The sequence below is a fragment of the Mesorhizobium sp. WSM4848 genome (assembly GCF_055811375.1).
The window spans coordinates 180,956-207,085 of sequence record NZ_JBVVPX010000001.1 but is presented as its reverse complement, the minus strand read 5'-3'; the positions used below and the strand labels follow the sequence as shown (position 1 = coordinate 207,085).

Here is a 26,130-nt window from a genome sequence, read left to right as displayed (position 1 = left end):
ATGGACACTTCCGAAACGATCCTCAGCGTCAAGGACCTTCGCGTCCGCTTCCGCACGCTTGACGGTGTGGTCGAGGCGGTCAAGGGCATCAACATCCACGTCAATGCAGGCGAAACCGTTGCCGTTGTCGGCGAATCCGGTTCCGGCAAAAGCCAGACGATGATGGCGGCGATGAGCCTGCTGGCCTCGAACGGCGAGGCGACGGGCGTCGTCGACTATCGCGGCCGCAACCTTTTGAGCCTGAGCAAGTCCGAGCTCAACCAAGTCCGCGGCCGCAGGATCAGCATGATCTTCCAGGAGCCGATGACCTCGCTCGATCCGCTCTATTCGATCGGCAACCAACTGATCGAACCGATCCGCCGGCATCGTGGGCTTGGCGCGGCGCAAGCACGCGAAGAGGCGCTCAAGCTCTTGCGACTGGTCCATATTCCCGATCCCGAGCGGCGGATGAAATCCTATCCGCACGAATTGTCGGGTGGCCAGCGACAGCGGGTCATGATCGCCATGGCGCTGGCCAACGATCCCGACATACTGATCGCAGACGAACCGACGACGGCGCTCGACGTGACCATCCAGGCGCAGATCCTCATGCTGCTCGCCGAACTGCAGCGCAAGCTCGGCATGGCGATCGTCTTCATCACCCACGATCTCGGCATCGTCCGGCGCTTTGCCGACCGCGTCTATGTCATGCGCTATGGCGAAGTCGTCGAGGAGGGCGAGGCGGAAGCGATCTTCGTCAGCCCGCAGCATGCCTATACCAGGATGCTGTTGGCCGCCGAGCCGACCGGAACCAAGGCGCCGCCACCGCCAAATGCGCCCGTCCTGCTCGAAGGCAGGAATGTCGAGGTGACCTTCAAGATCGGCGGCGGGTTTCTCGCCGGAGAACCGCTGATCCTGCGCGCAGTCGACCATATTTCGATCCGGCTCCAACGCAACCAGACCATCGGCATCGTCGGCGAATCCGGTTCGGGAAAATCGACGCTCGGCCGAGCCTTGCTGCGGCTGCTGCCAAGCGATGGCCTCATCCGCTTTGGCGATCGCGATATTTCCGCCGCCGACCGCCAGGCCATGCGGCCGCTGCGGCGCGAATTGCAGCTGGTCTTCCAGGACCCGTTCGGTTCGCTGTCGCCGCGCATGACCGTCGGCCAGGTCATCACCGAAGGGCTTCTGGTGCATGAGCCGACCCTGTCGGGCAGGCAACGCGATTTGCGCGCCGTCGAGGCCTTGCAGGAAGTCGGGCTCGACCCGAATGCGCGCAATCGCTACCCGCACGAATTCTCCGGCGGCCAGCGCCAGCGCATCGCCATCGCGCGGGCGATGATCCTCAAGCCCAAGGTGGTCGTCCTCGACGAGCCGACGTCGGCGCTCGATCGCTCCGTCCAGAAGCAGATCGTCGATTTGCTGCGCAAGCTGCAGGCCGACCATGAACTGTCCTACCTGTTCATCAGCCACGATCTTGCCGTCGTGCGCGCCATGGCCGACTACATCATCGTCATGAAGCAGGGCAAGATCGTCGAGGAAGGGCCGAGCGAGGCGATCTTCAGCAATCCGCAGGCACCCTACACGCAGACGCTGATGGCCGCGGCCATCGACGTCACACGGTTTCGCTTGAGCGCATAGCGCGGCCGGTCAGCAGCGGACGGTCGTTGAAAGATCCCGAGGCGAATAGACCGTCGTCTGCAGCGACGGCTGCCATGGCTTCGATCTCGATCATCGCCTCGGGTGTTTGGAGGGCTTTGATCTCGACGATCGTCTCAGCCTATAGGCCTGGAAAAACTACTTCCGGCGGAGTTCAACGACCTCCTTGAAGTTGCTCATGTCCTGCGCTGGATTCAACAAAACGCCCGAAGTTGTTCAGGATCGCCTGCCAGCCGTCACGCTGCATCTCGATGGAGTTCTGCGTCTCGGCATCGAATATGGTCGTCACCTTCGTACCGTTCCCTGCGGATTCGAAGGTCGTACGCGCCCTGCGCCCGTCGCTCATGGCGAATGCGATCGCCTTGTACGGCTCGACCTCTTCGTACACCGCCTCGAAATCGAAGCCGAAACTGCCGTCCTTGGCTTCCATGCGCGCCTTGTAGCCGCCGCCCACCTTTAGGTCGGCTTCCGCGCTTGGGCAGCACCAGTCGTCGGAAGCGAAGTTCCACCGCGTGATATCGCCGGGCGTCGTGTAGGCCTCCCAGACGCGTTCGATCGGCGCGGCGATCGTGGTGGCAATGGTGATCTGCTGGTTGGTCATTTTTGCTTTCCTTGTCGTCGCAGTCGGATAAGATCACGCAGGCGTTTTACTGCGTGATTTCGGGCTCGACGAGATTAGCAAGCTTGCGCAGCGACTCTTGCCAACCGAGATAGCATGCCTCCACTGGGATCAGATCGGGCACGTTCTCCTGAACCACCGTCATCTCCGTTCCGACTGAAACGGCCTTCAGCGTGACGGTCACTTTCATCTCGCCCGGCAGGTTCGGATCATCGAACACATCGCTGTAGACGAGCGTCTCGCCGGGGACGAGTTTCAGATAGGTGCCGCCGAAGGAATGGCTGTGGCCGGTCGTGAAGTTTCGAAAGGACATTCTGTGCTTGCCGCCTTCCTTCGCCTCAAGCTCATGCACAGTACAGGTAAAACCGAAGGGCGGGAGCCAACTCGCGACCGCGTCAGGTTCCAGAAATGCGCGATAGACCTTTTCGGGCTTCGTGGCCAAAACCCGGTGCAGTTTAACGGTGTTGGGCATGATCATCTCCATTCATCGAGTTCACCAGGGCGTCTTGCCTTGGATCGGGTCAGCCGGCTGCTGCGGCTTCCAGCGCTGCGATATCGATTTTCTTCATCGTCATCATCGCCTCCATCGCGCGCTTGGCCTTGGCGCGGTCGGGATTGGTCGTCAGTTCCATCAGCCGCTTCGGCGTGATCTGCCAGGAGAAGCCCCACCGGTCCTTGCACCATCCGCAGGCGCTCTCGCTGCCGCCGTTTCCAACGATCGCATTCCAGTAGCGGTCGGTCTCTTCCTGATCTTCGGTCAGCACCATTAGGCTGACGGATTCGTTCGCCTTGAAATTCGGGCCGCCGTTCAGGCCGAGAAAAGACTGGCCAAGCACAGTGAACTCGACCGTCAGTTCATTGCCTTCCTTGCCGCCGGGATAGTCCGATGCGGCCGCATTCAGCCGATCCACATGACTGTCGGGAAAGGTGGCGGCATAGAACTCTGCCGCCTTGCGTGCTTCGCCGTGGTCGAACCACAGGCAGGTTACGAGTTTCGCCATATATCTAATCTCCTCGGTTCTTGTTCGGTTCCTGGGGGTATTTGTTTGCGCCGCGACTGCCAGATCTCAGTCGAACCAGACCTTGGGCGCCTCGCCGGCCAGAACGGGACCGATGAACGCCCTAATAAGGTTGGCCTGGATCACACCGACCAGAGACGTGTTCGATGATCTAAACTCTCTCACGGGTCTTTCACCCATATTCGTTGCTTCGTGTCCAAAGGACGAACAAGTGGCGCGCCTCCCGACAACCAACCCTTATTTTTTTGCCACGCGGCTGGCCTAACCGAGTCGATCCCTCTGTGCCTGGTGAACGACTGATTGCCCGACCAAGGCCTCACCTCGCGAAGCCCTATGACCCTGCAATTGTTCTGGACCACGTCAAGAGGGTGAAGGGCGGGTCGGCGTAGGGTCGGGCCGTTTGCTTCAGCACCGGTTGTCCATATCGCGAGGCGTTCGCGAAGGAGGCGCTTGAGGTCCTCGGCGCGCTGATGCCCTTCGCGGAAACACGCTCAAAAGCATGCCTCGGGCCTGACGCAGGGCCTGACCCGAGGGTGTGCAGCGGTTTTGCGATGACAACATGCATAAAAACAACAATTTTGAAGTGCGCCGCATGAGGCCGGTCAAACGCGACGCGCTTTAGTCGCCCGCCGTCGTCGAAGGTGCTGGTGCACGCTGATCGGCTGCATCGCCTTCCCGACCAGGCCGGTTCACGGCAAGCACCGACAATTCATGCCGGCGCCCATCTCGCGCGGTCCACATGATCGACTGTCCGGCCGAGAGACCGAGCAGGGCCGTGCCGATCGGCGTAAGGATTGAAACCTTGCCGTCGGCGATGTCCGCATCGCCAGGAAAAACCAGCGTAACTGTCTTCGCGTCACCAGTATCGGGCTTGAACGTCACCGTCGAACCCATCTGGACGGCGCCCGCGGAGATCAAACCATCGGAAACGATGCGCGCTCGCTCGAGTTCGGCGAGCAATTCATCGGAAGCCTGCGGATTTCGTGCGGCCACGGCGCTGGCAAGCGCCGATAAACGCGTATGGTCCGATTTCGAGATGCGGATGGTGGGCTTGCGCCGGGCCTTCATGTTATCTTGCATTTTTGCGTACTCGTATTCTCAGTTGAGCGGGCTGCCTCAAGCATGGTGGAACCGGCCAATTCGAGGCAGATCTTGCTCAAAGCTGATGCCCCAAGAGCCGGTGCTGGCCTGCCTACGTTCGATGTTGATTTATGTGCTTGCCCCTCGGCCCGGGGCGCATGGCAGCCGAGCCGGGGGTTACGATCCCGCGATGGGGCAAACCCGGAAAAGAAAATCGCGACGGATCTTTTTTGTGGCGTTCATATAACCCTAGTTGGTGCCGAGATCGGGGAAGTCAAGACGACCCTGTAGCAAGGCGCGGCCATCAGCCTTCTTCGGCAGATGCCCCTGAAGTTCATGCCCTAGTAGACTAAGTTTTGTGGATTAAGCCATGGAGTTCGCGATGCGCATCGTCAATATCCACGAGGCCAAGACGCATCTGTCCCGCCTTGTCGACAAGGCAGCCAAGGGCGGCCTGCAGCCGCCGATCCAACGCCACAGGCCACCACACTTTCGTCATCCTAGGGCGGAGCAGGAGCGAAGCGACGTCGCGGAGACCCTGGGATGACGAAAGTGTGGGATGCATTCGCTAGTCTCAAAGGTTTGCGATTCGCCACTGACTCCACGTTCGCTGCCGATCGCCGGGCTGGGCCGGGCAGGCTTTACCGTCGATGTGCGACTTTTGCGTCGGGGCCCCGCTGCGCACGGCGGTCGTGATCCGGCGCGCCGACCTCATGAAGCGACTCTGATGTTGATCCCGGTATCATCTCGTGATGCCAAGCCGGAACAATTCGACAGCCGGTGAGTTTTCAGGATGAAGGGCGATCTGTTTCGGAGGAAACTGGGATGAAACGCGTCCTTGCCCAAACCGCTGTACGGCTGATGCTGGGCGGCGTAACCGTCGGCTTGCTCACGGTCGTCGAGATTACCAACCCGGTGGCGCCCCCGGTGGCGCCATGGTCGCTTGTGTCCGAGGCGAGGGCTGCCACCGACGTTTCCATTTCGATCAGCACATTTTACGATGAACTGTCTTCCCATGGTGATTGGGTTTCGTACCGGGGAGCGACCGTTTTCGTCCCGGTTGATGTAGCTGACGATTGGCGTCCGTATACCCTTGGACATTGGGTCTATACCGAGCAGTATGGCTGGCTCTGGGTGTCCGATGAGCCGTTCGGGTGGGCGACCTACCATTACGGCCGCTGGGGCTATGCCGACGACATCGGCTGGTACTGGGTTCCCGGCACTCGTTGGGCGCCGGCATGGGTGAGTTGGCGGCGCGAACGGGAGCACGTCATCTGGGCTCCGCTGCCGCCGCGCCGCGATCCCGATTTGATTTCAATCGAGGTGACCTTCGACACCGCGCCGGATTTTTACTGGGTCGTGGTCCCCACCCGCGAATTCCTCGCTGACGACATTTCCGTCGTCGTTATCCGTGATGAGACGGAGTTTGTGCGCATTGTCGAGGCGGCCGAGCCGGCCGGCGACGTGACGATCCACAACAACGTGGTGATCAACAAAGTCATTGATGTTGATGTGATCGAGAAGGAGACGAACCAGCAGGTGACCGTCGTTGAGGTCAGCGAGACCGAGACGCCCGAGCAGGCCGGCAAAGTGGAAAACAATACGGTCACGGTCTTTGAAGCTGAGGTGAAAGCCGATCCCGAGGCCAAACCAGCTGAACTCAAAGACATCGAGGAGGTGAAGCAGATTCAGGCAGGCCGGAAATCGAAGCCGACGGAAGGCGCAGCAACGACCGAACAGGCGCCGGATGACGAAGTCAAGCCGGAAGAGACCGCCAAGCCTGAGAAGCCGACGACCGACGAGCAACCGGCCGCCGAGCAGGAGCAGACCGAGCCCGAACGGGCGGCCAAGCCTGAGAAGCCGAAGTCCGAGGAGCAGCCCGCCGCCGAGCAGGAGCAGGCCGAGCCCGAACAGGCGGCCAAGCCTGAGAAGCGGAAGGCCAAGGAGCAGCCCGCCGCCGAGCAGGAGCAGGCCGAGCCGGAACAGGCGGCCAAGCCTAAGAAGCCGAAGGCCAAGGAGCAGCCCGCCGCCGAGCAGGAGCAGGCCGAACCGGAACAGGCGGCCGAGCCCAAACCACAGAAGCAGGAAAACAAGGCGTGCGATCCGCAGACTGGGGCGAACTGCTAGGTGTGCGGCTACAGACTACGGCACCGCGATCGTTTCACCGCGGTGCCCGCTGCGAGCCGAGCCTTCATTGGTCGCGGTGATTTTTGGGGTCGCGGTGATTTCCGGCGAACTCGCCACCCGCCGTAAGCCATCTTGCGTCGAACCAGCGGTCCGCCGGCCCGTCATAGGGCAGACGCGTGATATCCCAATGGCTGACGAAGCGCGCGTAGGCGTCCCATACTGGTGGACCGCCGCCGATGAAGACGACGCGGCCGACGAAGCGCTGCAGTGTGTCCTCAGGATCCATGCTGGAGCGAACGACGACAAGTTCCCGATCCGCGCGAGCAAAATCCGGAATGCTCGCGATCGTCTTGGGACCGGCGAGCAAGACGTGTCCTCTGGTGAGGTCGAAAAATCGTGCAACGTCGGCGACGAACTCCGGCGACCGGTTGCCTTCCCAGGGAAGGCCTCCTTTGAGGCCGAGCTGCCCCGCTTGGCCGATGGCACAGACAACTCTAACGACAGTCTTTTTCACGAGTACTCCACCGATAGCCGGCCTGATCGCATTCGCAACGTTTGCACGTCACGCGGCGCCACCTGCTTTCGTAACCCAAAACGGCCTCGAACACCGCTCCCTTACTCCGCTGCGGTTGGCTGGTCCACCGCATCGTTGAGGAGGTGGTTTTGAGTGTCGTCGTCGGCCGGACCATGGAATTGGCGCATTCAGGACGTGCGTCGATTGTTTTCGCAATCCTCGAATTCAGCGCCGCAGTTCGAGGACCTGTGCCTTGCCTCGCTTGACAGAGGACTTGTCGCGACCGCAAGGTCTCAGTGATGCAGACGATTAGTTGGAATAGAATTGCGCGTGGTGCGGCCATCGGAACAATCGTGCTGATGATTGGCACAAATGTGCCTGTGCCCGCGCGTGCCGATGGCCCGCTCCTTCTCACAAGCCCGTCCCAGCCAGCTAATGTCGGCGACGCGATGCTGGCGGCCGCCAATTATCATGATTCCGGCGCATATGATCGCGACCTTGCCGCAGTAGCGAAGCAGGCAGGCGATTGGGTCGTCAAGCGCGCAACTGAGGTGCCTCGCCCCGCCCTGGTGCTCGACATCGACGAGACGGCTTTGGCCAACTGGGAAGTGATCACGCGTGACAATTTCGGCCGCCCGATCGGCGGCGCCTGCGACATCGCAATCGACGGTCCCTGTGGCTGGGCCGCCTGGGACCAACTCGCGAAGGATCCGGCCATCGAGCCTGTCCTGGAGGTCTTCCGGCAAGCGCGAACGGCGAAAGTCGCAGTGTTCTTCATCACCGGACGTCCGGAGGACCAGCGTCATGCGACCGAACAGAATCTGCAATCGGCGGGCTATGCCGGCTATGAGCAACTTCATATGGTCCAGCCGGGAGCCAAATATGGTTCCGCCGCAGATTTCAAGGCACCCATAAGAGCCGAAATCGAAAAGGCCGGCTACACGATCATTGCCAATGTCGGTGACCAGCCATCCGACCTGTTTGGGGGACACGCCGAGAAGCTGTTCCTGCTGCCGAATCCGTTCTACAGGGTTCGCTGACGGCCTGCACTGCGCAAGCCGGGACGCTAGGCTCCTTGCTGTGCAACCATCTGCGCTGCCCAACGAAATGCACGCTAACCTTCGCAGCATCACTGGGGAAGATCCAGAATTGGCGCATTGTGCCGTTTCGGAAGGCAGCAGATAATCTGCGATTAGATCGGTAGGCGGGCTGCATTATCTCTGGGGCCGTTCCGGGCCTGAACAGCACGGAGCTAATTCGCAGAATTTGCCGTAGCAGAAGTTTCGGCGGATCGCCTGGAAAGGCAAATCATCGACTTCAAAGGGCAGGGCGCCGGCGATGCCTCCTCCACCTTCAACCTGCCTTAGACGTTCTGGGTGACGCTATGGCCGAGACCGTAGTCGTTATCCACTCGCCTTGTAGCATCCCACCCGAAGGGCGCGCTGGCTGAGTTCCGCCGCGTCCTGAAGCTCGGCGGGCGGCAGGTGTGAGACTCAGATCCCGAGCACGCTGCAAAGGCATCTTGTCGGACTGAGGGGCTGGCTCCCGGTGCTGCCATCTGACGCGCGAGCCAGCGTGGCTGATCGCGGACGCCGGTTTCACCATCCAGCCCCAAGAAAGAAGGCGGGTTCCCGCGCGACTCCGGCAGCTCGGAATTCACACCGCGCGGGAAGCGCTCCCGGCGCTGAAACAAACGAAACACTTCGCGTTCGGCGTGGAAAAACGCCTGAAACAGCGATGGTTTAAATCCAATGCCATCGCTGCACCCGCGGCGCCAATCAATGGAGTGTTGCAATGTCGATAATGCGAGCAGCTTACCGCTCTTTCCGGGCCTATCGGGTTCACCGTATGGCGGAACGGACTCTGGCGGCAATGGACGATGGCTTCCTGAGGGACATCGGGATCAGCCGGTCCGAAATTGGTTTGGTGGTCCGCGGCTTGCAGCGCGGCCAAGAAGACAAGGCGGGCTGAACCATGAAGCTTTCATTTAGGCTTCCGCTACTGGCCTGTGCGAGCGCGGCCGCCCTTCTGGCGGCGCCCGTCGCGAATGCCCATGAAACGGGCGTTCCGCACCGCCAGGCCAAGGCGGCGGTTGCAGAGGATTCGACAAGCGTCCCGCTAGTCGAAAACCTCGGCAGTCATTCCTACCCTGTCACCACCGCCAACCCGCTGGCGCAGGCCTATTTCAACCAGGGCCTGCGCTGGGCGTGGGCATTCAACCACGCCGAAGCGCAACGCGCTTTCAGGGCCGCGCAAAAGCTGGACCCGACCTGCGCCATATGTTTCTGGGGCGAGGCCTACGTGCTCGGCCCCAACATCAACGCCGGCATGGGCCAGGAGGCGGCAGCGAATGCCGCCGAAGCCGTCGCGCAGGCGCGCAAGCTAGCGCACCTCGCCTCCAGCCGGGAAAAGGATCTTGTCGCCGCGCTCTCCAAGCGCTACAGCGCCGATACTTCGGCCGATCAGGGTGCCCTGAACCAGGCCTATGCCGCGGCGATGGCGGAACTGGCAGACCGCCATCCGCAGGACGACGAGATCGCCACGCTCTACGCTGACGCACTTATGAACCTGATGCCGTGGGACTACTGGCTTGACGGCGGGGTAACGCCAAAGCCGGACACGGCCAAGCTTGTGGCCTCGTTGGAGCGGGTGCTGGCGCGCAATCCGGATCATGCCGGTGCGATCCATCTCTATATCCATGCCGTCGAAGCATCCGCGACGCCGGAAAGGGCCGAAGGTCATGCCGACCGGCTTGCCGCCCTCATGCCCGGCGCCGGACACATCGTGCACATGCCAGCGCACATCTATCACCAGGTCGGCCGGTGGATCGACAGCCTGGAGATCAACCGCGAGGCGGTGGCAGCGGACGAGGCCTATTTCGAGCGCGTCGGCATAGCGCCGGAGAGCACGCCCGGTGTCTACACGGACGGCTATTATCCGCACAACCTGCATTTCCTGATGACCTCCGCACAGATGGCGGGCGACGTCGAGGCAATCGCCGAGGCGGCCAAAAAGCTCGAATCGCTGGTCTCCAATACAACGGCCAGCAAGGTGGCCGGGCTGCAGCCGATCAAGGCGGCGACCTATTTTGCCCACGCCCAGTATAGCGATCCCGAGGCCATACTCGCGCTGCCGCTGCCGGCAAACGCCTTGCCTTATGTCGAGGCAGCCTGGCGATATGCGCGGGGCGTCGCCTTCGCCGCAAAGGGTGCGAGCGAGGCGGCGCGGGCCGAGACCGCCGCAATCCGCAAACTCGCCGCCGAGACCGATTTTTCCACGGAGACGGCGGGAGGACTTCCGGCGCCGGATTTGCTGGAATTGAGCGCGCTGATCGTGGAGGCCCGCATTGCCCAGCACCAGGGCAACCTGCGGGAAGCGCGCAATAAGCTTGAGGCGGCGGTCGCGATCGAGGACGGCCTTGCCTATATGGAACCGGCCTACTGGTATTATCCGGTCCGACAGACCCTCGGCGCGGTCTGCATGGCCATGGGTGAGCACGAGGCGGCCGCGGCAGCCTTCGAGCACGTCCTGGAGCAGACTCCAAACAACGCCTGGGCGTTGTGGGGCCTGCGCGAGGTTTTCCGTAGGACCGACAGGACAGCGGACGCCGAAGAGATGGATGCGCGCTTCAAGGCCGCCTGGGTGGGAGCGCCGGATTTTCTCGGCATCGAACGGCTCTGACCCGCGCTTAAGGTGCCGGCGTCGTTGTCGGCTCAGGAAACGTGTCGCAGCCTCGCAACCCGGCTGCGACACACAATCCCAGGTCGAAAAAGGCAATGCTTGGCCGGTAAGCCTGCCTTTCAGTGCCACACGTCATAGTGGAAACGCAACGCAGCTTGATCCCGAAAATCAGAGGTTGAGCGGGGCTATCCCCTGGCGCCACAAAATCGCATAAGCCGCAAGGGCTGAGGCGCTGGTCCAACCAGCCAGCGGCGCGCTCAAGCGTAGAGGTAACCCATGCCGCGGATCGTCCTGATCACCTCGGGCTTCGAGGGATCGACCTCGATTTTCTTGCGCAGGCGCGAAACGCGAATGTCGATGCTGCGATCGAAGGGATCCCACCCGCGGTCATGGGCGAGATCGAGCAGTTGATCGCGGTTGAGTACGCGTCCGCGATGTTCGCTGAATACTTTCAGAAGCCGGAACTCCATCGGGGTGATCGCTATTTCGATCCCGTCGGCGTTGTATAATTTGTGTGCGTCCGGGTCGAAGCGGCACTTGCCGAACTGGACCTGGAGAGGGCCCGCAGTACCCGCTTTCTCCGCAGCTCGTTCGCTCGCCGATGTTCTGCGCAGCACCGCCTTGACCCGCGCCAGCAGCTCCCGCAGGTCCACGGGCTTGGCGACATAGTCGTCGGCGCCAATCTCCAATCCGACAACGCGGTCGACGATTTCCGCCGATCCGGTCAGCATGATAATGGCAACGTCTGAGTGCTCTCGTAGATATCGCGCCAGGGAGAGGCCGTCCTCACCTGGCATTCGGATATCCAAGATGACCACATCGACGTGCTGGCTATCCATAAGTTCACGCAGGGCAGGCCCCGCATTGGCCGGCGTCACGGCATAGCCATGGTGCTCCAGATATTCCGCCACCGTGTCGCGGATATCCGGTTCGTCATCGCAGACCACTATGTGTGCGTGCGTCGTCAAAATCGACCACCGAGCAACCAGCCTAATGGATAAGTTGCCTCTAAAGTGACGTGCAAATCAACGGGCCTGTCAAGTATTGTTGTTGACCAGATTTGAGACAAACGAACGGAGCTCGTTCGGTTTGATCGGTTTCTCAAGATAGGGCCGTTTCGCGGCGCGCAGGAACATCTGCGCGTCCGGACTGATCGTGTCCCCCGTCAGGAAGGCCAACCTGTCGAGCTCGGCCGGATGGAGCTTGGCAATCTGGTTGAACAATCCCCGTCCGTCCATATCAGGCATTTTCAGATCGCTCAGGATCAGCGCGAAACTGCGGTTCTTGAGGTGCAGCAGCGCTTCTTCGCCGGATCTGGCAATGATGACGTTGAAACCATCTCGCCTGAGCACCTCAGCAACCAGCTCACCCACTTCCTCTTCATCGTCCACCACCAGACAAGCAATGCCGGTTGAATTCGGGAGCTCGTCTTCGGCCGTTTCGGTTCCTTCGTCCATACGGTCCGAGGCAGGCAGCGAAAGTATGAAGGTCGAGCCACCCCCCTCGGGAGATTCGACCTCGATGGTTCCTCCATGGGATTGAACGATGCGATGACAGAAGGATAGCCCGATCCCGGTTCCTGCCCCAATCTCTTTCGTCGTGAAGAACGGCTCGAAAATGCGGGGAAGTATCTCTTTGGGAATTCCCGGACCCGTGTCGGCAACGCTGACGACTATGTTGCCGGTTATGGGATCAAGCCGCGTTGAAACCGTGATCGTTCGTCGCCCTTCCCAGCCGTGCAACGCCTGTTCTGCATTGACAAGCAAGTTGATCAGCACTTGGCCAAGCTGATCGGGATCCGCCCAGATCGGGGGAAGACCAGGTTCAAGGTGAACCGAAAGACCGATGTCCGACGATCGAATCGAATAGCTCGCCACTTCGACCGCTTCGGAAATAATATCATCGATCGCAACGTTTGAGGTTCGCGTCGGCTGCTGTCTGGCCATAGCCAGGAAAGTCTTGACGATCCTGGCGCAGCGTTCGGCTGCCTTGCTTATCTTGTCGGCGCGTTCCACGACCTTGGCGTCGGTAGCGGTTTCCTTCAACAGCGATGCCAGGCCAAGCACCACCGAGAGCGGATTGTTGAGCTCATGCGCCACCCCGGCCAGCAATCCACCGAGCGCCGACATTTTTTCGTTCTGGTGCAGCGTCTCGCGCTGCCGCTCCAATTCCTGCTGCATTTGGATACGGTCGGTGAGATCGTAGGCGTGGGAAACGATCACCTTCTCACCATGGAAATCGATCAGTCGAGACGAAATCGAGCACCAGCAGGTTCCACCGTCCTTGCGTTTGAGCTGCGTTTCGAAATCGTCGACCAACCCCGTCGCGAGCAGCCGCTCGACGTATCGGATCCGCTCTGAAGGATCGACATAATAGTCAACGGCGCTGGTGACGTCGCCGAGCAGATCAACGGTGGCGGGGCTGCGGTAAAGCAGCTTCCCGTCATGCGCGCGGGTCATCTGGATGTTGACGGGGCAGGCTTCGAGGACTTTCCGGACCAGTTCATCCGCTTCCTTGGCGGCCTCCTCGGCCCGCTTGCGCTCTGTAATGTCGACACGGGTGACCACGAACCCGCCTTCGCGGGTCGGACAGTTCGAGACGAAGAACCAGCGCCCGTCCGTATGACGGAATTCCTGTTGCCGGAATTCGCGGCGGTCCCTTGCCCTCTCGGCAAGCCAGTCATCGATCTTGTCGCGTGGGACCGGAAACTGGTTGCGCACTGCGGTCACGCGGAGGAAATCGAACCAGTTCACCCCGGGAACGAGTACATCCGCGCTTATCGCGTGCATCTGGCGGTATCTGCTGTTGGCCAGCACCAGGCAATCGTTCCTGTCGTAGAGGGCAAACCCTTCGGCGAGAGATTCGATCGCGTCGATCAGCCGCTCGTTGGCCCTGCGCGTTTCTTCCTGGGCGGTGATCATGTCGGTGATATCAGTCGTGTTCGACACTATCACCTGCCTTCCCTGGAAATCGATCAGGCGAGCGGAAATCGAAGCCCAGAAGGCCTTGTTCTCGGTGTTGTACTGCTGGACCCGAAAATCATCGATCCTGCCGTTTTCGATCAAGGTGCGCTCCAATATCGCGCTGCAGCCTGGATCGACATAGTGGTCGGTTATCCGAGGACGGTCGGCGTAGAGATCTCTGGTAGCAGGATTGCGGTAGAGCGTTTCTCCCTCGAAGGTGGTCATGCGTATCGGCGAAGGGCAGGCATCTAGCACCTTTTGCAGCAGTGTCGTGGCGTCGCGCTCGAAAGCCTCGGCCTTCTTGCGCTCGCTGATGTCGGCGCGCGTTACGACGAAGCCGCCAAGATCGGTGGGATGTATCGATACCGAGTGCCATTTGCCGTCGGCGAGGGGGACCTCGAAATGGGAGTGGAACTCGATCCGGCTTTGGAGCCGCTCGTCGAGCCACTCATCCTCGCGCCCAATCGCATTGCGGTACACGCCGCGCCTGGCGGATTCGCGAAGCAGTTCGTTCCATTCCACGCCCGGTTCAAGGAGATCCCGCACCGGGTGGTTCAGTTCGCGGTAAAGGCTGTTGCACATGACCAGGCGGTGGTCTTCGTCGTATAGCGCGAATCCCTCGGAGAGTGATTCAACGGCGTCTGCGAGCATCTCCCGCGCCGCGGCGACTTCGCCGTCACGCTTCTTCTGCTTGGTCACATCGGCGATGCCGGCGAGAACCACTTGCCGGCCCTGGAACTCGACGATCCTGAGATTGCCCGTGGCCCAGAACTCCTGACCGTCGGGTCTTTTAAGCAGCACCTCGCAATTTTCAACGACGCCTTTTTGCATGAGCTCCCGATTGATTTCCCGGTGTTTTTCGGGGTCGACAAAGTAGTCGCCGAGCCGCACCGTCTCACGTTGCGCCTTTTTGCTCCATCCAAGCAGCCGTTCGGCAGCATTGCTCTGGTAGATGAGCTCCCCCGAACTTGCATCGTTCATCCATACCGGCAACGGATGATGCTTGATCAGGAAACCAAACAGATCCTCGCGCTGCTTGCGTTCGGTGATATCCAATACCCCGATGATGAGCGAGGGGCGCCCGCCATAGACGCCGCGACGGCAGTTGGTCGAACACCAGACGGCCGATCCGCTCGTGTTTCTGAGCTGGATTTCGTGATCCCGGACGATCTCGCTGTTGCTGGCGAGAGAACTGATTTCATCGAATTCGCCAGAATTTACGAAATGATCGGTCAGGAATTGCGGCTCGTTCGGGGTCCATTTTCGGCCAAGCAGGTTCGACGCATCGAGGCTTTCATAGAGGATCTGCCCGTTTTCCGAGTCCACCACCCAAACCGGCAGCGGGTGACTGTCGGTGATGCAGCGGAATATTTCTGCGTTTTCCTGATGCGCGATCTGCGCTCGCTTCATCTCGGTAATGTCGACGCTTACCAGGGCCATGCCGCCATCCAGCCGAGGATGTGCGGTGAGCAACTTCCACCGGCCATCCAATGTCTCGGCTTCAACTGGAGCGTCGTCGATTTGCGTCCATCGCGCCGCGGCGCTTTCAACGAATGCGTTGCCCGGCTCGATGGGGCGGCCGTCGAAACTCTTTAGATGTGACAGGGCTTCGGCGACGGCGGCAATGGCGTCCATCGGCTGCTTCTCGCCGCGGTCGAGCCGCTGGTTTCCAAATATCTGCGGATTGCTGTCGACGAGAACGCTGTTGGCGTCAAAAAGGGCATAGCCTGTATGTGTGGATGGCACCGGATTATCAGGCCGCATGGTTGTTTCCCTTTGTTCGCGGTGATCCCGCGAGGGCGGATAATAGCCCCTCTTTGTTTCAGCACACATTCAGACGCTGCGTGATTTGTTTCAACTGTTTCGGCGCGCTGGAGTCTTCGCCAGCGCCGACGCCGTCCCGCTGAAACAAACGAAACACTCCCACCGCACCACAGAAAAACGTCTGAAACGAAGGCGGTGTATGACAAGAAGAGCCGCAGATGCGGCAGATTCAACCGGCGAAACGCAAATACCCAGCGCCCAGGACGGACATCTAGTCTTGGCGAGTTGCCGACGCGTCTTGCTCCGAAACCTGAGGGTTCAAAATGGATAAGCCAATAACTTCGTACGATTTCCCCGACCGGCTCCGCGCCAACATTATTGACCAAAATCATCCGGCCTATGAAGAGGCGCGCGGGCTCTACAACGCCATGATCGACAAGCGGCCGCGCTGGATCGTCCCCTGCGCCGAGGTCGCTGACGTCGTCGCGGCAGTCAATCATGCCCGAGAGAAGCATTTGCTCCTTGCCATTCGCGGCGGCGGCCACAACGGTCCAGGCTTCGGCAGTTGCGACGGCGGAATGGTCATCGACATGTCGCCGATGAAACGGGTCGATGTCGATCCTAGGACCAGCACGGTCCGCGTCGAGGCCGGCTGCACCCAAGGCGATGTCGACACCGCGCCACCAGCGCTCATGGGCTGGCGGTGCCGGCTGGCCTCGTCTCGACCACAGGCATCGCCGGACTGACGCTGGGCGGCGGCACTGGCCATCTGACGCGCAAGCACGGCCTCACCATCGACAATCTGCTTGCGGCCGAGGTCGTGCTGGCCGACGGCAGCGTCGTGACGGCAAGCGAGGACCAACACCCGGAGCTGTTCTGGGCGCTGCGCGGCGGCGGCGGCAACTTCGGCGTCGTGACGCGCTTCACATTTCAGGCGCATCCGGCGAAGGATGTCTATGCCGGGCCGATCTTCTTCGACATCGAACATGCCCCAGAGATCATGCGCTGGTACCGTGACTTCCTGCCCGGGGCGCCGCGAGAGCTCGGGATATTCTTCGGCATCAAGACGGTGCCCTCCTGCGACCCTTTCCCGCGCGAGATCTGGGGAAGGCGCATCTGCGCGCTGATCAGTTGCTACAACGGCGCGGAGGAGGACGGCATCCGGGTGATGCAGCCCGTGCGAGCCGCGCTTCCCAAGCCTCTGATGGACGGTATGATCCAGATGCCCTTCGTCGAGCTGCAGGCGCTGTTTGATCCGCTGCTGCCGAAGGGCTTGCAGTGGTACTGGAAGGGCGATTATGTCGACGAGCTGTCCGATGCGGCTATCGCAGCCCATGCCGAGCACGGCTCGAAGACCCCGAGCGAGCTGTCGCTGATGCATCTTTACCCCATCGACGGAGCGGTCCAGGAAGTGGCTCCGGACGCCACCGCCTGGGGAGCGCGGCGAGCGCGTTGGTCCATGGTTATCGCCGGCATCGACCCCGACCCGACGAAGGCGCCGGAGCTAAGACGCTGGGCAAGCGAGTATTGGGCCGCGGTGCACAAGCACAACCCGCATGGTGGCGGCTATATCAACTTCATGATGGACGATGAAGGCGAAGCGCGCGTACGCGCCGCCTACGGCGCCAATTATGAGCGGCTTGTCGCGGTCAAGCGCAAATGCGACCCGGCGAACCTCTTCCGCGTCAACCACAACATCCGGCCGTAAGCCGAGGCTGAGCCTGTCCGTCCTTTGGGTCGCGCCGAGGCGGACAGGCCTGTGGATCCGGAGCAAACGACCCGGACACACAACCATCAACAAAATGCGGCCCGCCCCATCGCTCGTGCCGCTGAAACAAACGAAACACTTCCACCGCACTACAGAAAAACGCCTGAAACGAAAGCGGTGTATGACAATAAGAACCGAAGACGCGGAAGATTCAACGGGCGAAACGAAAATATCCAGAGCCGAAGACCGAACATCTAGTCTTGGCGAGGGTCGACACGTTTTGCTCCGAACCTGTGGTTCAAAATGCATAGGCCAGTTACTTCATACGATTTCCCCGACCGGCTCCGCGCGAGCCTTGTTGACCAAAACCATCCGGCCCATGAAGGGGCTCGCCGGCTCATACAACGCCATGATCGACAAGGGGCAGTCGTCAACCCCGCTATGCGACGGTTGATCGGGAACAGCAGCCATTCGTACAGGCCGCGCTGACGCCGCCGATTGGTGTTGATCTCGGCTGCCATTGAGCAGCCCACCGAACAGCGCACGAGCGCAACAAGAGACCGTGCGCTGAACAACCTGCCGCCGCACATCCAGGAGGATAGCGGTTGGTCGGTTTGGCCCAAAGGGCGTGAAAAGACGGCCTCATCGATGCGGTGCGGGGCACGGCGCGTCGAGGCCAAACGCTAACCCTCAAAAATGGAGAATTGAAATGCTTAAGATCGTTCTTGCCACTGCCACCTTCCTGTTTGCCTCCGGCATGGCTTTTGCCGGCAGCGACCACTATGGCTCCGACTACAGCCATGGCTCCTTCTATCCGAAGACCGGTCACAATTCGATGGTGTCCGACAACGGCTATGCGCTCGACCCGAGCGGCACAGCGAGTGTCGGCACGGCCGACAGCGCACCGACCTCGGCAGGAAATTCGATCTTCGATATCCCCGCGCCTGGTTATGGCCGGGGGAATTGGGGGCGCTGACAACAGCGTTCGGCCGCACGGTCGAGATTCGACTTCCAGGCGGCGGGCTCGCCCGCCGCTTGGAATCACCTCACGCCCAGCGGAGGGAAGATCCTTTTCGATCTCGTAGCGTGGGCTGGAGCGGGTTTGGTTGCGCAGCCCAATCGGGTGCGTTTCAGGAGAACTCCCCTCGGCCCGAGCTTTGAGAGCTGCATCATCATTTAATCTGAAGCCGCGCCAAGTCGTGAGTAGGCACCGCCGCGCGCCACCAGTTCGTCATGCGGACCTTGTTCGACGATGCCTGCATCGGCGACCACCACGATGCGATCGGCATTGCGGATCGTCGCCAGCCGGTGCGCAATCACCAGTGTCGTTCGGCCTTGCGCAAGCTCTGCCAGCGACTGCTGGATCTCCCGCTCGGTCTGCGTGTCGAGCGCCGACGTCGCCTCGTCCAGGATGAGGATGGTCGGGTTCTTCAGGAACATACGCGCGATTGCCAGGCGCTGCTTCTGACCGCCCGAAAGTTTCACGCCGCGCTCGCCGATGATCGTATCGAGGCCCTCCGGCAGCGAGGCGATGAGGTCGTCGAGGCGCGCGCGGCGCGCCGCCTCGACGATCTGGCTCTCGACCGCGTCCAGCCGGCCATAGGCGATGTTCTCGCGGATCGTGCCGCCGAACAGGAACACGTCCTGCTGCACGATGCCGATCTGTCCGCGCAACGAGGCCAGCGTCATGTCGCGGATATCCAGACCGTCGATGGTGATGGCGCCGCTGTCGACCTCGTAAAAACGCGGCAGCAGCGAGCACAGCGTCGTCTTGCCGGCGCCGGATGGCCCGACGAAGGCGATGGTCTGCCCTGCTGCGATGTCGAGATTGATGCTCTTCAAGACCGGCCGTTCGCCGCTATAGCCGAAGCTGACATCCCGGTAGCTGATGTCACCCCGGAGCGTCGGTGCGTCAAATGCACCGGGCCGATCCGCGATGTCCGGCTCAGTGTCGAGGAGGGCCGCATAGCGGCGAAATCCGGCGATGCCTTTCGGATAGGTCTCGATCACCGAATTGATCTTGTCGATCGGCCGGAAGAACACATTGACCAGGAGCAGGAAGCCGACGAAGCCGCCACTGGAAAGTTCGCCGCCAAGCACGAGGTAGCTTCCGGCGATCATCACCACCAGTTGGATCAAGCGCATGCTCACGTAGCTCAGCGATGTGCTGGCGGCCATGATGCGATAGGCGTCGAGCTTGGTCTTGCGATAGCTGGCGTTGTCGCGCGCGAATAGGTTGCGCTCGTGGTCTTCATTGGCGAAGGCCTGCACTACCCGCATGCCGCCGACATTCTCCTCGATGCGAACGTTGAAATCGCCGACCCGCCCGTAAAGCGCCTGCCAGTTGCGCGTCATGCGCGCGCCATAGCGGCTTGTCACCCAGGCGACCAGCGGCACAATTGCCGCCGTAATCAGCGCAAGCTGCGGATTGACCAGGAACATCAGCGCGAAGGCGCCGATGAACGTCATGATCGCGATGAACAGGTCTTCCGGGCCATGATGGGCAACCTCGCCGATTTCCTCCAGGTCCTTGGTGACCCGGGCGATAAGGTGGCCGGTCTTGTGATTGTCATAGAAGCGGAACGAGAGCTTCTGCAGGTGATCGAAGCTCTTTCGGCGCATCTCGGTGTCGATGTTGATACCGAGCATATGGCCCCAGTAGACCACGACCGCCATCAGTCCGGTGTTCACCACGTAGATGGCAAGCAGGCCGGCCGACGCAGCAAGGATCAGCAGCCATTGCTCAGTCGGCAACAGTTCGTCGACAAACAGCTTGACCGCCATCGGAAACCCGAGTTCCAGCAGGCCAGACAGAACCGCGCAGCAGAAATCCAGGATGAACAGACCTCTCCAGGGGCGGTAGTAGGCGAAAAATCTGCGCAGCATCGGGACGCTTTTTCTGTTCGAAGGTCTGGCCTGCCAGGAGCATTGGCTATGCGAGGGCTGTCGCTACAGGCATTTCATGCGGCGACTGCTCAGCGACGCCGACTTGTCCGAACGGATAGCTTACGATAAGTGGAGTGTAAACATCATATTATGAGGTCTCGATGCTGACTGCCACCACGCGCTGCGAAACGCCGAATGCGGGCAAATATCTCCAGCCACTGGCCTGGCGCGATTGAAGCGTCGTTTGCGACACGGAGCATGCTCATGAGATGGCTCAAGTCGGTCCTGGCCTTGCCGGCATTGGCGCTTTTCCTCGTTCAGGCGTTCGCAACCGAGATCGAAACCGCGAAAGGCCCGGTAACGGTCGGCAAGACGCCGCAAACGCTCGCGGTGTTCGACATTGCGGCCGTCGATACATTGAACAGCCTGGGCGTGAAGATCGCCGGTCTGCCCGACAAGCTCTATATGCCCGAACTCGCCGAGTTGAGGGATGGCGCGGAAATCGTCGGCACCCTCTTCGAGCCCGATCTGGAGGCGCTGAGCGCGCTGGCGCCGGACCTCATCATTGTCGGCGGGCGCTCCTCGCCGCAACTGGCGGCGACCAGCCGGATTGCGCAGAGCATCGACATGACGATGAATGGCGATGATCTGTTCGCGCAGGCAAAGCAGCGCCTGATGGCCTACGGCGCACTCGTCGGCAAGCCGGCCGAGGCGGCGGCGCTTGCTTCGGAACTCGACGACGCGCTTTCGTCGACACGTGCCGCCGTCAAGGGCAAGGGCACGGCACTGATCCTGATGACCAGTGGCCCGAAGGTGACCGCCTTCGGCAAGGAGTCCCGCTTCGGTTGGCTGCATTCGGCGCTTGAGCTTACGCCGGCGGTCGAGGATGTCGAGGCCGCCACCCACGGCGAAGCGATCTCCTTCGAGTTCCTCCGCGACGCCAATCCGGACTGGCTCATCGTGCTCGATCGCGCCGCGGCGATTGGTTCGGGGGAGCAGAATGCCAGGGCGACGCTCGACAATGAACTGGTGGCCGAAACCACGGCCTGGAAGAAAGGGCAGGTGGTCTACATGCCGGCAGCCGATTTCTACATCGCTGCAGGCGGCGTCCAGTCGACGAAGCGCGTGCTTAAGACCATTCGAGACGCTTTCTCGCGGACCCAATGACCGCAGGATCGCTTGGCTTTCAAAGCTTCGCCTACCAGGCAATCGGTGCCGCAACCCTGCTGGCGCTGTTTGTGGCCAGTCTGTTCGTCGGCGTCGGCGAGCTTGCCCTAGGCAGTCTGGCCTCCGATCCGGAAGCCTTGCGGCTGATCATGATCAGCCGCTTGCCGAGAACGTTGGCGGCACTTCTGGCCGGCAGCGCCCTGGCCATCGCAGGGCTTGTGATGCAGACGCTTGCCCGCAACCGTTTCGTCGAGCCTTCGACGGCTGGAACCGCGCAATCCGCAGCACTCGGCATACTGGTGGTGACGCTGGTTTGGCCTGATGCATCGCTTGGCTGGAAAGCAGCCGGCGCGGCGGTGACCGCTCTCGCCGGGACATCCGTTTTCCTCATGCTCGCGCATAGGTTGTCGCCGACACAGCCTTTTCTCGTTCCGCTGTTCGGATTGGTCTATGGCGGCCTCATTGGCGCTGCCGCGATCTTTGCCGCATGGCACCTGGACCTTCTGCAGTATCTCGAAGTGTGGATGACGGGTGAGTTTTCCGGCATCCTGCGTGGGCGCTATGAACTGTTGTGGGTTGCGGGCGCACTGGTCGTATTGGCCTGGTGGACGGCCGACCGCCTGACGATGCTTTCACTAGGCAGGGACGTCAGCATAGGGCTCGGCCTGAACTATGCCGGCATGCTTCGGCTCGGCCTGGTCATCGTCTCGGCGATCACCGCGCTGACCGTGGTCGTCGTCGGAACGATCCCGTTCGTCGGCCTTGTCGCGCCCAACATCGTATCGCGCTTCGCCGGCGAAAACCTGCGCCACACCTTGCCATGGGTCGCCGGCAGTGGCGCGGCGTTGGTGCTTGCCTGCGATATTTTGGGCAGGCTCATACGTTTCCCTTACGAGGTTCCGGTCGGCACGATCCTCGGCGTCGTCGGAGCGGTGCTTTTTCTGTTCCTGCTGCTTGGCCGAAACCGCAATGACTGAAGTCGTGATGCAACGCCGCCTGGTGCGGTACGAGGGCCGCCTCGCGATGATGGCGGCGGTCGCAGTACTGGTCGGCGTGGCCTTCATGACCATCGGCCTGCGCGGCGATCTCGCCTTCGTGGTCGAACTGCGTGCCGTGCGGCTGGCGGCGATGGTTCTGGTCGGCGTGGCGGTGGCGGTTTCAACGGTCGTGTTTCAAACCGTTTGCGCCAACCGCATCATCACGCCATCGATCATGGGCCTGGATGCGCTCTACGTCTTTTGCCAGACCGCGCTGGTTTTTGCGCTGAGCGGTTTCGGCTTTGCCGGCATCGATCCCCGCCTGCACTTCCTCGGCAATTTCACGGCAATGACGGGCCTCGCGCTGGCGCTGTTCCTGCCGATGCTGCGCCGGCGTTTCGACCTGACGCTGATGCTGCTGACCGGCGTCGTGCTGGGCGTGCTGTTCCGATCGCTGACGACATTGCTGGCGCGGCTGCTGGATCCGAACGATTTCGCCGTACTGCAGGGTACGGTCTTCGCCAGCTTCAATGCGGTCGAACCCGATCTGCTGCTGTTGGCCGGCGTGATCACCGTGGCTTGTGTCGCCATCGCCTGGCGGGCGCGACATGTTCTCGATGTGCTCGCGCTGGGCACCGACACAGCCATTGGGCTCGGCTTGGCGTGGCGCGGCACGGCTGCCGGGCTGCTGGTTCTTGTCGCAGCCCTCGTGTCGGCGTCAACGGCGCTGGTTGGACCGATGGCGTTTCTGGGGCTGCTGGTGGTTTCGCTCACTGGGCGCATCGTCGGCACCAACCGGCACGCCATCCTCCTGCCGGCAGCCGCGCTCACGGCGATAATCGTGCTCGTCGGCGGCCAGACGGTCCTCCAGCATGCTCTGGGCGGGGAAGGCAGCCTCGGCATCGTCGTGGAATTTGTCGGCGGCATCGTGTTCCTCGCCATTCTGTTTGCCAGGGGCCGGCGATGATCGAGATTGCTGGCGTCTCCCTGGCTCTTGGCGGCAGCCGCATTCTGGATAATGTCAGCCTGATCGTGCCGAAGGGCGGCGTCACGGCGCTTGTCGGACCGAATGGCGCCGGCAAGTCCAGCCTGTTGTCGTTGATCGCCCGCATGCAGCCCCTGCAAAGCGGCCGCATCACTGTCGACGGGCTGCCGGTCGATGCGACGCCGAGCCGGCAGTTGGCCAGGATCATGGCCATCCTGCGACAGGATCCCGGCGTCGCAAGCCGCCTGCGCGTCGCCGAGCTGGTGGGGTTCGGTCGTTTCCCGCACAACCGCGGGCGGCTGACGGCGAAAGACCGCGAAATCATCGCGGCGTCGCTCGAACAGTTCGATCTCAGCGATCTGGCGCTGCGCTTCATCGACACCTTGTCGGGCGGGCAACGGCAGCGCGCCCTCGTTGCCATGACCTTCTGCCAGGGGACGGATTACATCCTTCTCGACGAGCCTCTGAACAATCTCGACATGTTTCATGCAAGAAACCTGATGCGGACGCTGAGACGCATCGCCGACGAGCACGGCAAGACGGTGCTCATCGTGCTCCACGACATCAATCATGCAGCCTCATACGCCGACCGTATCGTCGCGATGAAGGACGGCGTCGTTATCGCATCGGGCGAAACCGGCGACATCATCCGGCCGGATATACTGGAGAGCATTTTTGGCTTCTCGATGCGGGTCGAAAACATCGCCGGTCGGCTGACCGTCCTGCACCACGCCTGAGTAAACTCCGCGCCTGCTGCGCTCGAAGAGCGCAACAGTTACAACGGCTTGCATAACTGGATTTTTACTATCAAGTTTATTGCCGCAGCGCAACCGATGCGTTAAGGCAGTCCCAACAGGCGCGGTTCGCGCCAGCCCGAGGCTACCGTATTCGAGGGGATTTAGCCGATGTCGCCAGAACTGTTGCGAGCGCTGACCGTCAGCGCCGCGATGTCCATTTTCTTGTGTCCCGAAGCGCTGGCGCAGTCTGCTCCCGTCCCAGAAACGGAAGCCAGGACGAGCACGACCGAAGAAAATGAAGAAGCCCAAGCTCCCGCCGGGGACACGCAACTCGACACCATTCTCGTCGTCGACGTGGGGGCGGGCGCCAACGCGACGGCCGGCGCCGACCTGATCACCATCGACCAGCAGGAGATCGATCGCAAGAAACCGCAGGATTTGAGGGAGGTGTTCTCCGGTGAACCGCAGATCGCGGTTGGCGGCGCGATCCCCAGCACGCAGAAGATCTACGTCAACGGCGTCGATGAGAACAATCTGGCCGTGACCGTCGACGGGTCACGACAGAACAACAAGGTGTTCCACCACAACGGCACCTATCTGCTCGACCCGGCACTTCTAAAGGCAGCGTCGGTGCAGGCAGGCGTCGCGCCGGCCGACGCCGGTCCGGGGGCACTCGCGGGGTCGCTCGGGTTCGAAACCAAGGACGCGGTCGATCTGCTCGAACCCGGCCGCAATTTTGGCGGTTTCGTCACCGGCATATGGGACACCAACAGCGAAACATTCACCACCGGGGTGAGCGGCTTCGGTCAGCAGGACGGCTTCGAGTACCTCGGCTACATCAATTACGGCCGTGGCGGCAATTTTACCGCCGGCAACGGCCAGGAGATGCCGGGGACCGGCACCGATCTGATCAGCGGGCTGGCCAAGATCGCCTACGAGAGCGTCGATGGCCATCGTTTCGAGCTCAGCCACGAGCAGGTCCGCGACGACGCGCTGCGCCCCTATCGCGCCAACGTCTATATCAATCGGCCGGGCCGGGAACCCGAATTGCGGAACTACGATCTGCGCCGCCAGAATACGGTCTTTACCTATACGGACACGTCTCCGGAAGGCTGGTGGGACCCCAAGATCGTGCTCGCCTATAGCAAGACGCAGATCGCGGCGCCTGAATATTTCGTCGACGTTGTTTCGCCGACGGAAGGCGCAACCAGCAGCTTCAATGGCAAAGTGGAGAACCGGTTCGCGCTCGACATCGGCAGCGTCACTGCCGGCTTCGACTTCTACAACGACAAGGCCGACCTGGATTATCTCAACCCGACGGAGCCGTTCTTTACGGACGAGCGCGCCACCAATATAGGCGCCTATGCCCAGGCGCGGCTGGAGCCCTTCGACCGCACCAGGATTTCCTTCGGCGGGCGCGCCGATCACCAATGGTTTACCGGCGTCGACGACTCGGACTGGAACAATGCGGGCCTGAGCGGCAACATTTCGGGCGAGTATGACCTTATGCCGGAGTTCCTGACGGTAAAGGCTGGGACCTCGCATGTCTGGGGCGGCGTTCCGCTGGCGGAAAACTATCTGCAGAACCCCGCCTGGACCTATGGCGACGGCCCGGAACCGGTGACGTCAAACAACTATACGGCCGGTCTGGAGGCGCGCTACAACGGCTTCACCTTCGAGGCGAACGTGTTTCGCACCGACATCAACGACGCGCGCCTGCCGGTATTCGGACGTGGCGCGCCGGTCCCAGAGGTGACGTCGATCCGAACGCTCGATCTCGTTTCCAAGGGCTGGGAGATCGGCGGTCGCTATGATTGGGACGCCGGCTTCGTCAGTGTGAAATACGCCGACATCAACGCCGACGTCGACGGCGAACCGGCTGATACGGAGATCGGCCGCTATTTGACGACCCCTCTCGGCCAGATCGTGATGATCGGCGCCGGCTACACATTCGACGATTGGGGCGTCAAAGTCGGTGGCGACATCGAAATCGCCTTGAAGACCGACAGGACGCTGGTGCGGCATCCAACCGATCCGACAAGCGCAAAGAAGGAACTGCCCGGCTATGAGGTGGTGAACGCCTATGTCGAGTGGACGCCGCCTTCGAAGCCGAACTTCACGCTGCGCGCCGACGCCCTCAACATTTTTGACGAGGCCTACACCGACCGCGCTGCCTACGGGCAGGATTTCGTCGGCGTGGCGCCGCACTTTGATCCCGGCCGCTCGTTCCGGCTAAGCGCGACGGCGCGGTTCTGACAAGAAACG

22 protein-coding genes are annotated in these 26,130 nt (G+C 61.5%); 14 read left to right on the top strand and 8 right to left on the bottom strand.

The window, feature by feature from the left end; translation table 11 throughout:
• Nucleotides 1-1,620 (top strand): ABC transporter ATP-binding protein, encoded by a 1,620-nt coding sequence (locus AC0L16_RS00965; RefSeq protein ID WP_473618492.1) that lies wholly within the window; start codon nt 1-3, stop codon nt 1,618-1,620.
• 172 nt (nt 1,621-1,792) lie between these two features.
• Here AC0L16_RS00965 and AC0L16_RS00960 read toward each other — a convergent pair whose 3' ends face one another.
• From AC0L16_RS00960 to rnk, 4 genes are all read right to left on the bottom strand, one after another.
• Entirely contained in the window at nt 1,793-2,239 is a 447-nt protein-coding gene (locus tag AC0L16_RS00960; protein WP_473618491.1) for an SRPBCC family protein, read from the bottom strand.
• Between the two features lie 46 nt (nt 2,240-2,285).
• The gene (locus tag AC0L16_RS00955; protein WP_473618767.1) at nt 2,286-2,729 is read right to left on the bottom strand and encodes an SRPBCC family protein; all 444 of its coding nucleotides are present in this window, start codon (nt 2,727-2,729) and stop codon (nt 2,286-2,288) included.
• Nucleotides 2,730-2,778: 49 nt separating this feature from the next.
• Nucleotides 2,779-3,258, bottom strand: coding sequence for a VOC family protein (locus AC0L16_RS00950; RefSeq protein ID WP_473618490.1), 480 nt, complete (start codon nt 3,256-3,258; stop codon nt 2,779-2,781).
• Between the two features lie 636 nt (nt 3,259-3,894).
• The gene (gene rnk, locus AC0L16_RS00945; protein ID WP_473618489.1) at nt 3,895-4,356 is read right to left on the bottom strand and encodes a nucleoside diphosphate kinase regulator; all 462 of its coding nucleotides are present in this window, start codon (nt 4,354-4,356) and stop codon (nt 3,895-3,897) included.
• A gap of 370 nt (nt 4,357-4,726) precedes the next feature.
• On the opposite strand from rnk, the gene AC0L16_RS00940 reads away from it, so the two are divergent.
• Nucleotides 4,727-4,903, top strand: a complete 177-nt coding sequence (locus tag AC0L16_RS00940; protein ID WP_473618488.1) for a type II toxin-antitoxin system Phd/YefM family antitoxin — start codon at nt 4,727-4,729, stop codon at nt 4,901-4,903.
• A gap of 278 nt (nt 4,904-5,181) precedes the next feature.
• Nucleotides 5,182-6,483, top strand: coding sequence for a DUF6600 domain-containing protein (locus AC0L16_RS00935; protein ID WP_473618487.1), 1,302 nt, complete (start codon nt 5,182-5,184; stop codon nt 6,481-6,483).
• Between the two features lie 64 nt (nt 6,484-6,547).
• Here the strand turns inward: AC0L16_RS00935 and AC0L16_RS00930 are convergent, their stop codons facing one another.
• Nucleotides 6,548-6,997: a dihydrofolate reductase family protein gene (locus AC0L16_RS00930; protein ID WP_473618486.1), complete on the bottom strand. Its 450-nt coding sequence runs from the start codon at nt 6,995-6,997 to the stop codon at nt 6,548-6,550.
• Nucleotides 6,998-7,356: 359 nt separating this feature from the next.
• On the opposite strand from AC0L16_RS00930, the gene AC0L16_RS00925 reads away from it, so the two are divergent.
• The 3 genes from AC0L16_RS00925 (at nt 7,357) to AC0L16_RS00915 (ending at nt 10,678) form a co-directional block, all read left to right on the top strand.
• Entirely contained in the window at nt 7,357-8,037 is a 681-nt protein-coding gene (locus AC0L16_RS00925; protein WP_473618485.1) for an HAD family acid phosphatase, read from the top strand.
• 754 nt (nt 8,038-8,791) lie between these two features.
• The gene (locus AC0L16_RS00920) at nt 8,792-8,968 is read left to right on the top strand and encodes a YjiS-like domain-containing protein (RefSeq protein ID WP_473618484.1); all 177 of its coding nucleotides are present in this window, start codon (nt 8,792-8,794) and stop codon (nt 8,966-8,968) included.
• 3 nt (nt 8,969-8,971) lie between these two features.
• On the top strand, nt 8,972-10,678 hold the full coding sequence (locus AC0L16_RS00915) for a tetratricopeptide repeat protein (protein ID WP_473618483.1): 1,707 nt from the start codon (nt 8,972-8,974) through the stop codon (nt 10,676-10,678).
• A gap of 257 nt (nt 10,679-10,935) precedes the next feature.
• Here the strand turns inward: AC0L16_RS00915 and AC0L16_RS00910 are convergent, their stop codons facing one another.
• A complete protein-coding gene (locus AC0L16_RS00910) occupies nt 10,936-11,646 on the bottom strand; it encodes a response regulator (protein WP_473618482.1) in 711 nt (236 codons plus the stop codon).
• A gap of 69 nt (nt 11,647-11,715) precedes the next feature.
• On the bottom strand, nt 11,716-15,405 hold the full coding sequence (locus tag AC0L16_RS00905) for a PAS-domain containing protein (RefSeq protein ID WP_473618481.1): 3,690 nt from the start codon (nt 15,403-15,405) through the stop codon (nt 11,716-11,718).
• A 323-nt stretch (nt 15,406-15,728) separates the two neighbouring features.
• Between AC0L16_RS00905 and AC0L16_RS00900 the strand changes: the two genes are divergently transcribed.
• The 3 genes from AC0L16_RS00900 (at nt 15,729) to AC0L16_RS00890 (ending at nt 18,089) form a co-directional block, all read left to right on the top strand.
• Entirely contained in the window at nt 15,729-16,151 is a 423-nt protein-coding gene (locus tag AC0L16_RS00900) for an FAD-binding protein (protein ID WP_473618480.1), read from the top strand.
• On the top strand, nt 16,109-17,113 hold the full coding sequence (locus AC0L16_RS00895; RefSeq protein ID WP_473618479.1) for an FAD-binding oxidoreductase: 1,005 nt from the start codon (nt 16,109-16,111) through the stop codon (nt 17,111-17,113). The genes AC0L16_RS00900 and AC0L16_RS00895 overlap by 43 nt, the downstream gene beginning before the upstream one ends.
• A 709-nt stretch (nt 17,114-17,822) precedes the next feature.
• Nucleotides 17,823-18,089, top strand: coding sequence for a hypothetical protein (locus AC0L16_RS00890; protein ID WP_473618478.1), 267 nt, complete (start codon nt 17,823-17,825; stop codon nt 18,087-18,089).
• 200 nt (nt 18,090-18,289) lie between these two features.
• Here AC0L16_RS00890 and AC0L16_RS00885 read toward each other — a convergent pair whose 3' ends face one another.
• Entirely contained in the window at nt 18,290-19,999 is a 1,710-nt protein-coding gene (locus AC0L16_RS00885) for an ABC transporter ATP-binding protein (RefSeq protein ID WP_473618477.1), read from the bottom strand.
• A 264-nt stretch (nt 20,000-20,263) separates the two neighbouring features.
• Between AC0L16_RS00885 and AC0L16_RS00880 the strand changes: the two genes are divergently transcribed.
• From AC0L16_RS00880 to AC0L16_RS00860, 5 genes are all read left to right on the top strand, one after another.
• Nucleotides 20,264-21,166 (top strand): siderophore ABC transporter substrate-binding protein, encoded by a 903-nt coding sequence (locus tag AC0L16_RS00880; protein ID WP_473618476.1) that lies wholly within the window; start codon nt 20,264-20,266, stop codon nt 21,164-21,166.
• The gene (locus AC0L16_RS00875) at nt 21,163-22,143 is read left to right on the top strand and encodes an ABC transporter permease (protein ID WP_473618475.1); all 981 of its coding nucleotides are present in this window, start codon (nt 21,163-21,165) and stop codon (nt 22,141-22,143) included. Before AC0L16_RS00880 ends, AC0L16_RS00875 begins: the two co-directional genes overlap by 4 nt.
• A complete protein-coding gene (locus tag AC0L16_RS00870) occupies nt 22,136-23,110 on the top strand; it encodes an iron chelate uptake ABC transporter family permease subunit (RefSeq protein WP_473618474.1) in 975 nt (324 codons plus the stop codon). Before AC0L16_RS00875 ends, AC0L16_RS00870 begins: the two co-directional genes overlap by 8 nt.
• Nucleotides 23,107-23,865, top strand: coding sequence for an iron ABC transporter ATP-binding protein (locus AC0L16_RS00865; protein WP_473618473.1), 759 nt, complete (start codon nt 23,107-23,109; stop codon nt 23,863-23,865). Before AC0L16_RS00870 ends, AC0L16_RS00865 begins: the two co-directional genes overlap by 4 nt.
• 168 nt (nt 23,866-24,033) lie before the next feature.
• The gene (locus tag AC0L16_RS00860) at nt 24,034-26,121 is read left to right on the top strand and encodes a TonB-dependent receptor domain-containing protein (protein WP_473618472.1); all 2,088 of its coding nucleotides are present in this window, start codon (nt 24,034-24,036) and stop codon (nt 26,119-26,121) included.
• Nucleotides 26,122-26,130 lie beyond the last annotated feature (9 nt).

Coding starts and splice junctions, on each gene's coding strand:
- AC0L16_RS00925 (WP_473618485.1), top strand. CDS start 7,357: ATGATTGGCACAAATGTGCCTGTGCCCGCGCGTGCCGATGGCCCGCTC.
- AC0L16_RS00915 (WP_473618483.1), top strand. CDS start 8,972: ATGAAGCTTTCATTTAGGCTTCCGCTACTGGCCTGTGCGAGCGCGGCC.
- AC0L16_RS00965 (WP_473618492.1), top strand. CDS start 1: ATGGACACTTCCGAAACGATCCTCAGCGTCAAGGACCTTCGCGTCCGC.
- rnk (WP_473618489.1), bottom strand. CDS start 4,356: ATGCAAGATAACATGAAGGCCCGGCGCAAGCCCACCATCCGCATCTCG.
- AC0L16_RS00960 (WP_473618491.1), bottom strand. CDS start 2,239: ATGACCAACCAGCAGATCACCATTGCCACCACGATCGCCGCGCCGATC.
- AC0L16_RS00880 (WP_473618476.1), top strand. CDS start 20,264: ATGAGATGGCTCAAGTCGGTCCTGGCCTTGCCGGCATTGGCGCTTTTC.
- AC0L16_RS00885 (WP_473618477.1), bottom strand. CDS start 19,999: ATGCTGCGCAGATTTTTCGCCTACTACCGCCCCTGGAGAGGTCTGTTC.
- AC0L16_RS00870 (WP_473618474.1), top strand. CDS start 22,136: ATGACTGAAGTCGTGATGCAACGCCGCCTGGTGCGGTACGAGGGCCGC.
- AC0L16_RS00935 (WP_473618487.1), top strand. CDS start 5,182: ATGAAACGCGTCCTTGCCCAAACCGCTGTACGGCTGATGCTGGGCGGC.
- AC0L16_RS00950 (WP_473618490.1), bottom strand. CDS start 3,258: ATGGCGAAACTCGTAACCTGCCTGTGGTTCGACCACGGCGAAGCACGC.
- AC0L16_RS00955 (WP_473618767.1), bottom strand. CDS start 2,729: ATGCCCAACACCGTTAAACTGCACCGGGTTTTGGCCACGAAGCCCGAA.
- AC0L16_RS00890 (WP_473618478.1), top strand. CDS start 17,823: ATGCTTAAGATCGTTCTTGCCACTGCCACCTTCCTGTTTGCCTCCGGC.
- AC0L16_RS00905 (WP_473618481.1), bottom strand. CDS start 15,405: ATGCGGCCTGATAATCCGGTGCCATCCACACATACAGGCTATGCCCTT.
- AC0L16_RS00865 (WP_473618473.1), top strand. CDS start 23,107: ATGATCGAGATTGCTGGCGTCTCCCTGGCTCTTGGCGGCAGCCGCATT.
- AC0L16_RS00875 (WP_473618475.1), top strand. CDS start 21,163: ATGACCGCAGGATCGCTTGGCTTTCAAAGCTTCGCCTACCAGGCAATC.
- AC0L16_RS00860 (WP_473618472.1), top strand. CDS start 24,034: ATGTCGCCAGAACTGTTGCGAGCGCTGACCGTCAGCGCCGCGATGTCC.
- AC0L16_RS00940 (WP_473618488.1), top strand. CDS start 4,727: ATGGAGTTCGCGATGCGCATCGTCAATATCCACGAGGCCAAGACGCAT.
- AC0L16_RS00920 (WP_473618484.1), top strand. CDS start 8,792: ATGTCGATAATGCGAGCAGCTTACCGCTCTTTCCGGGCCTATCGGGTT.
- AC0L16_RS00900 (WP_473618480.1), top strand. CDS start 15,729: ATGGATAAGCCAATAACTTCGTACGATTTCCCCGACCGGCTCCGCGCC.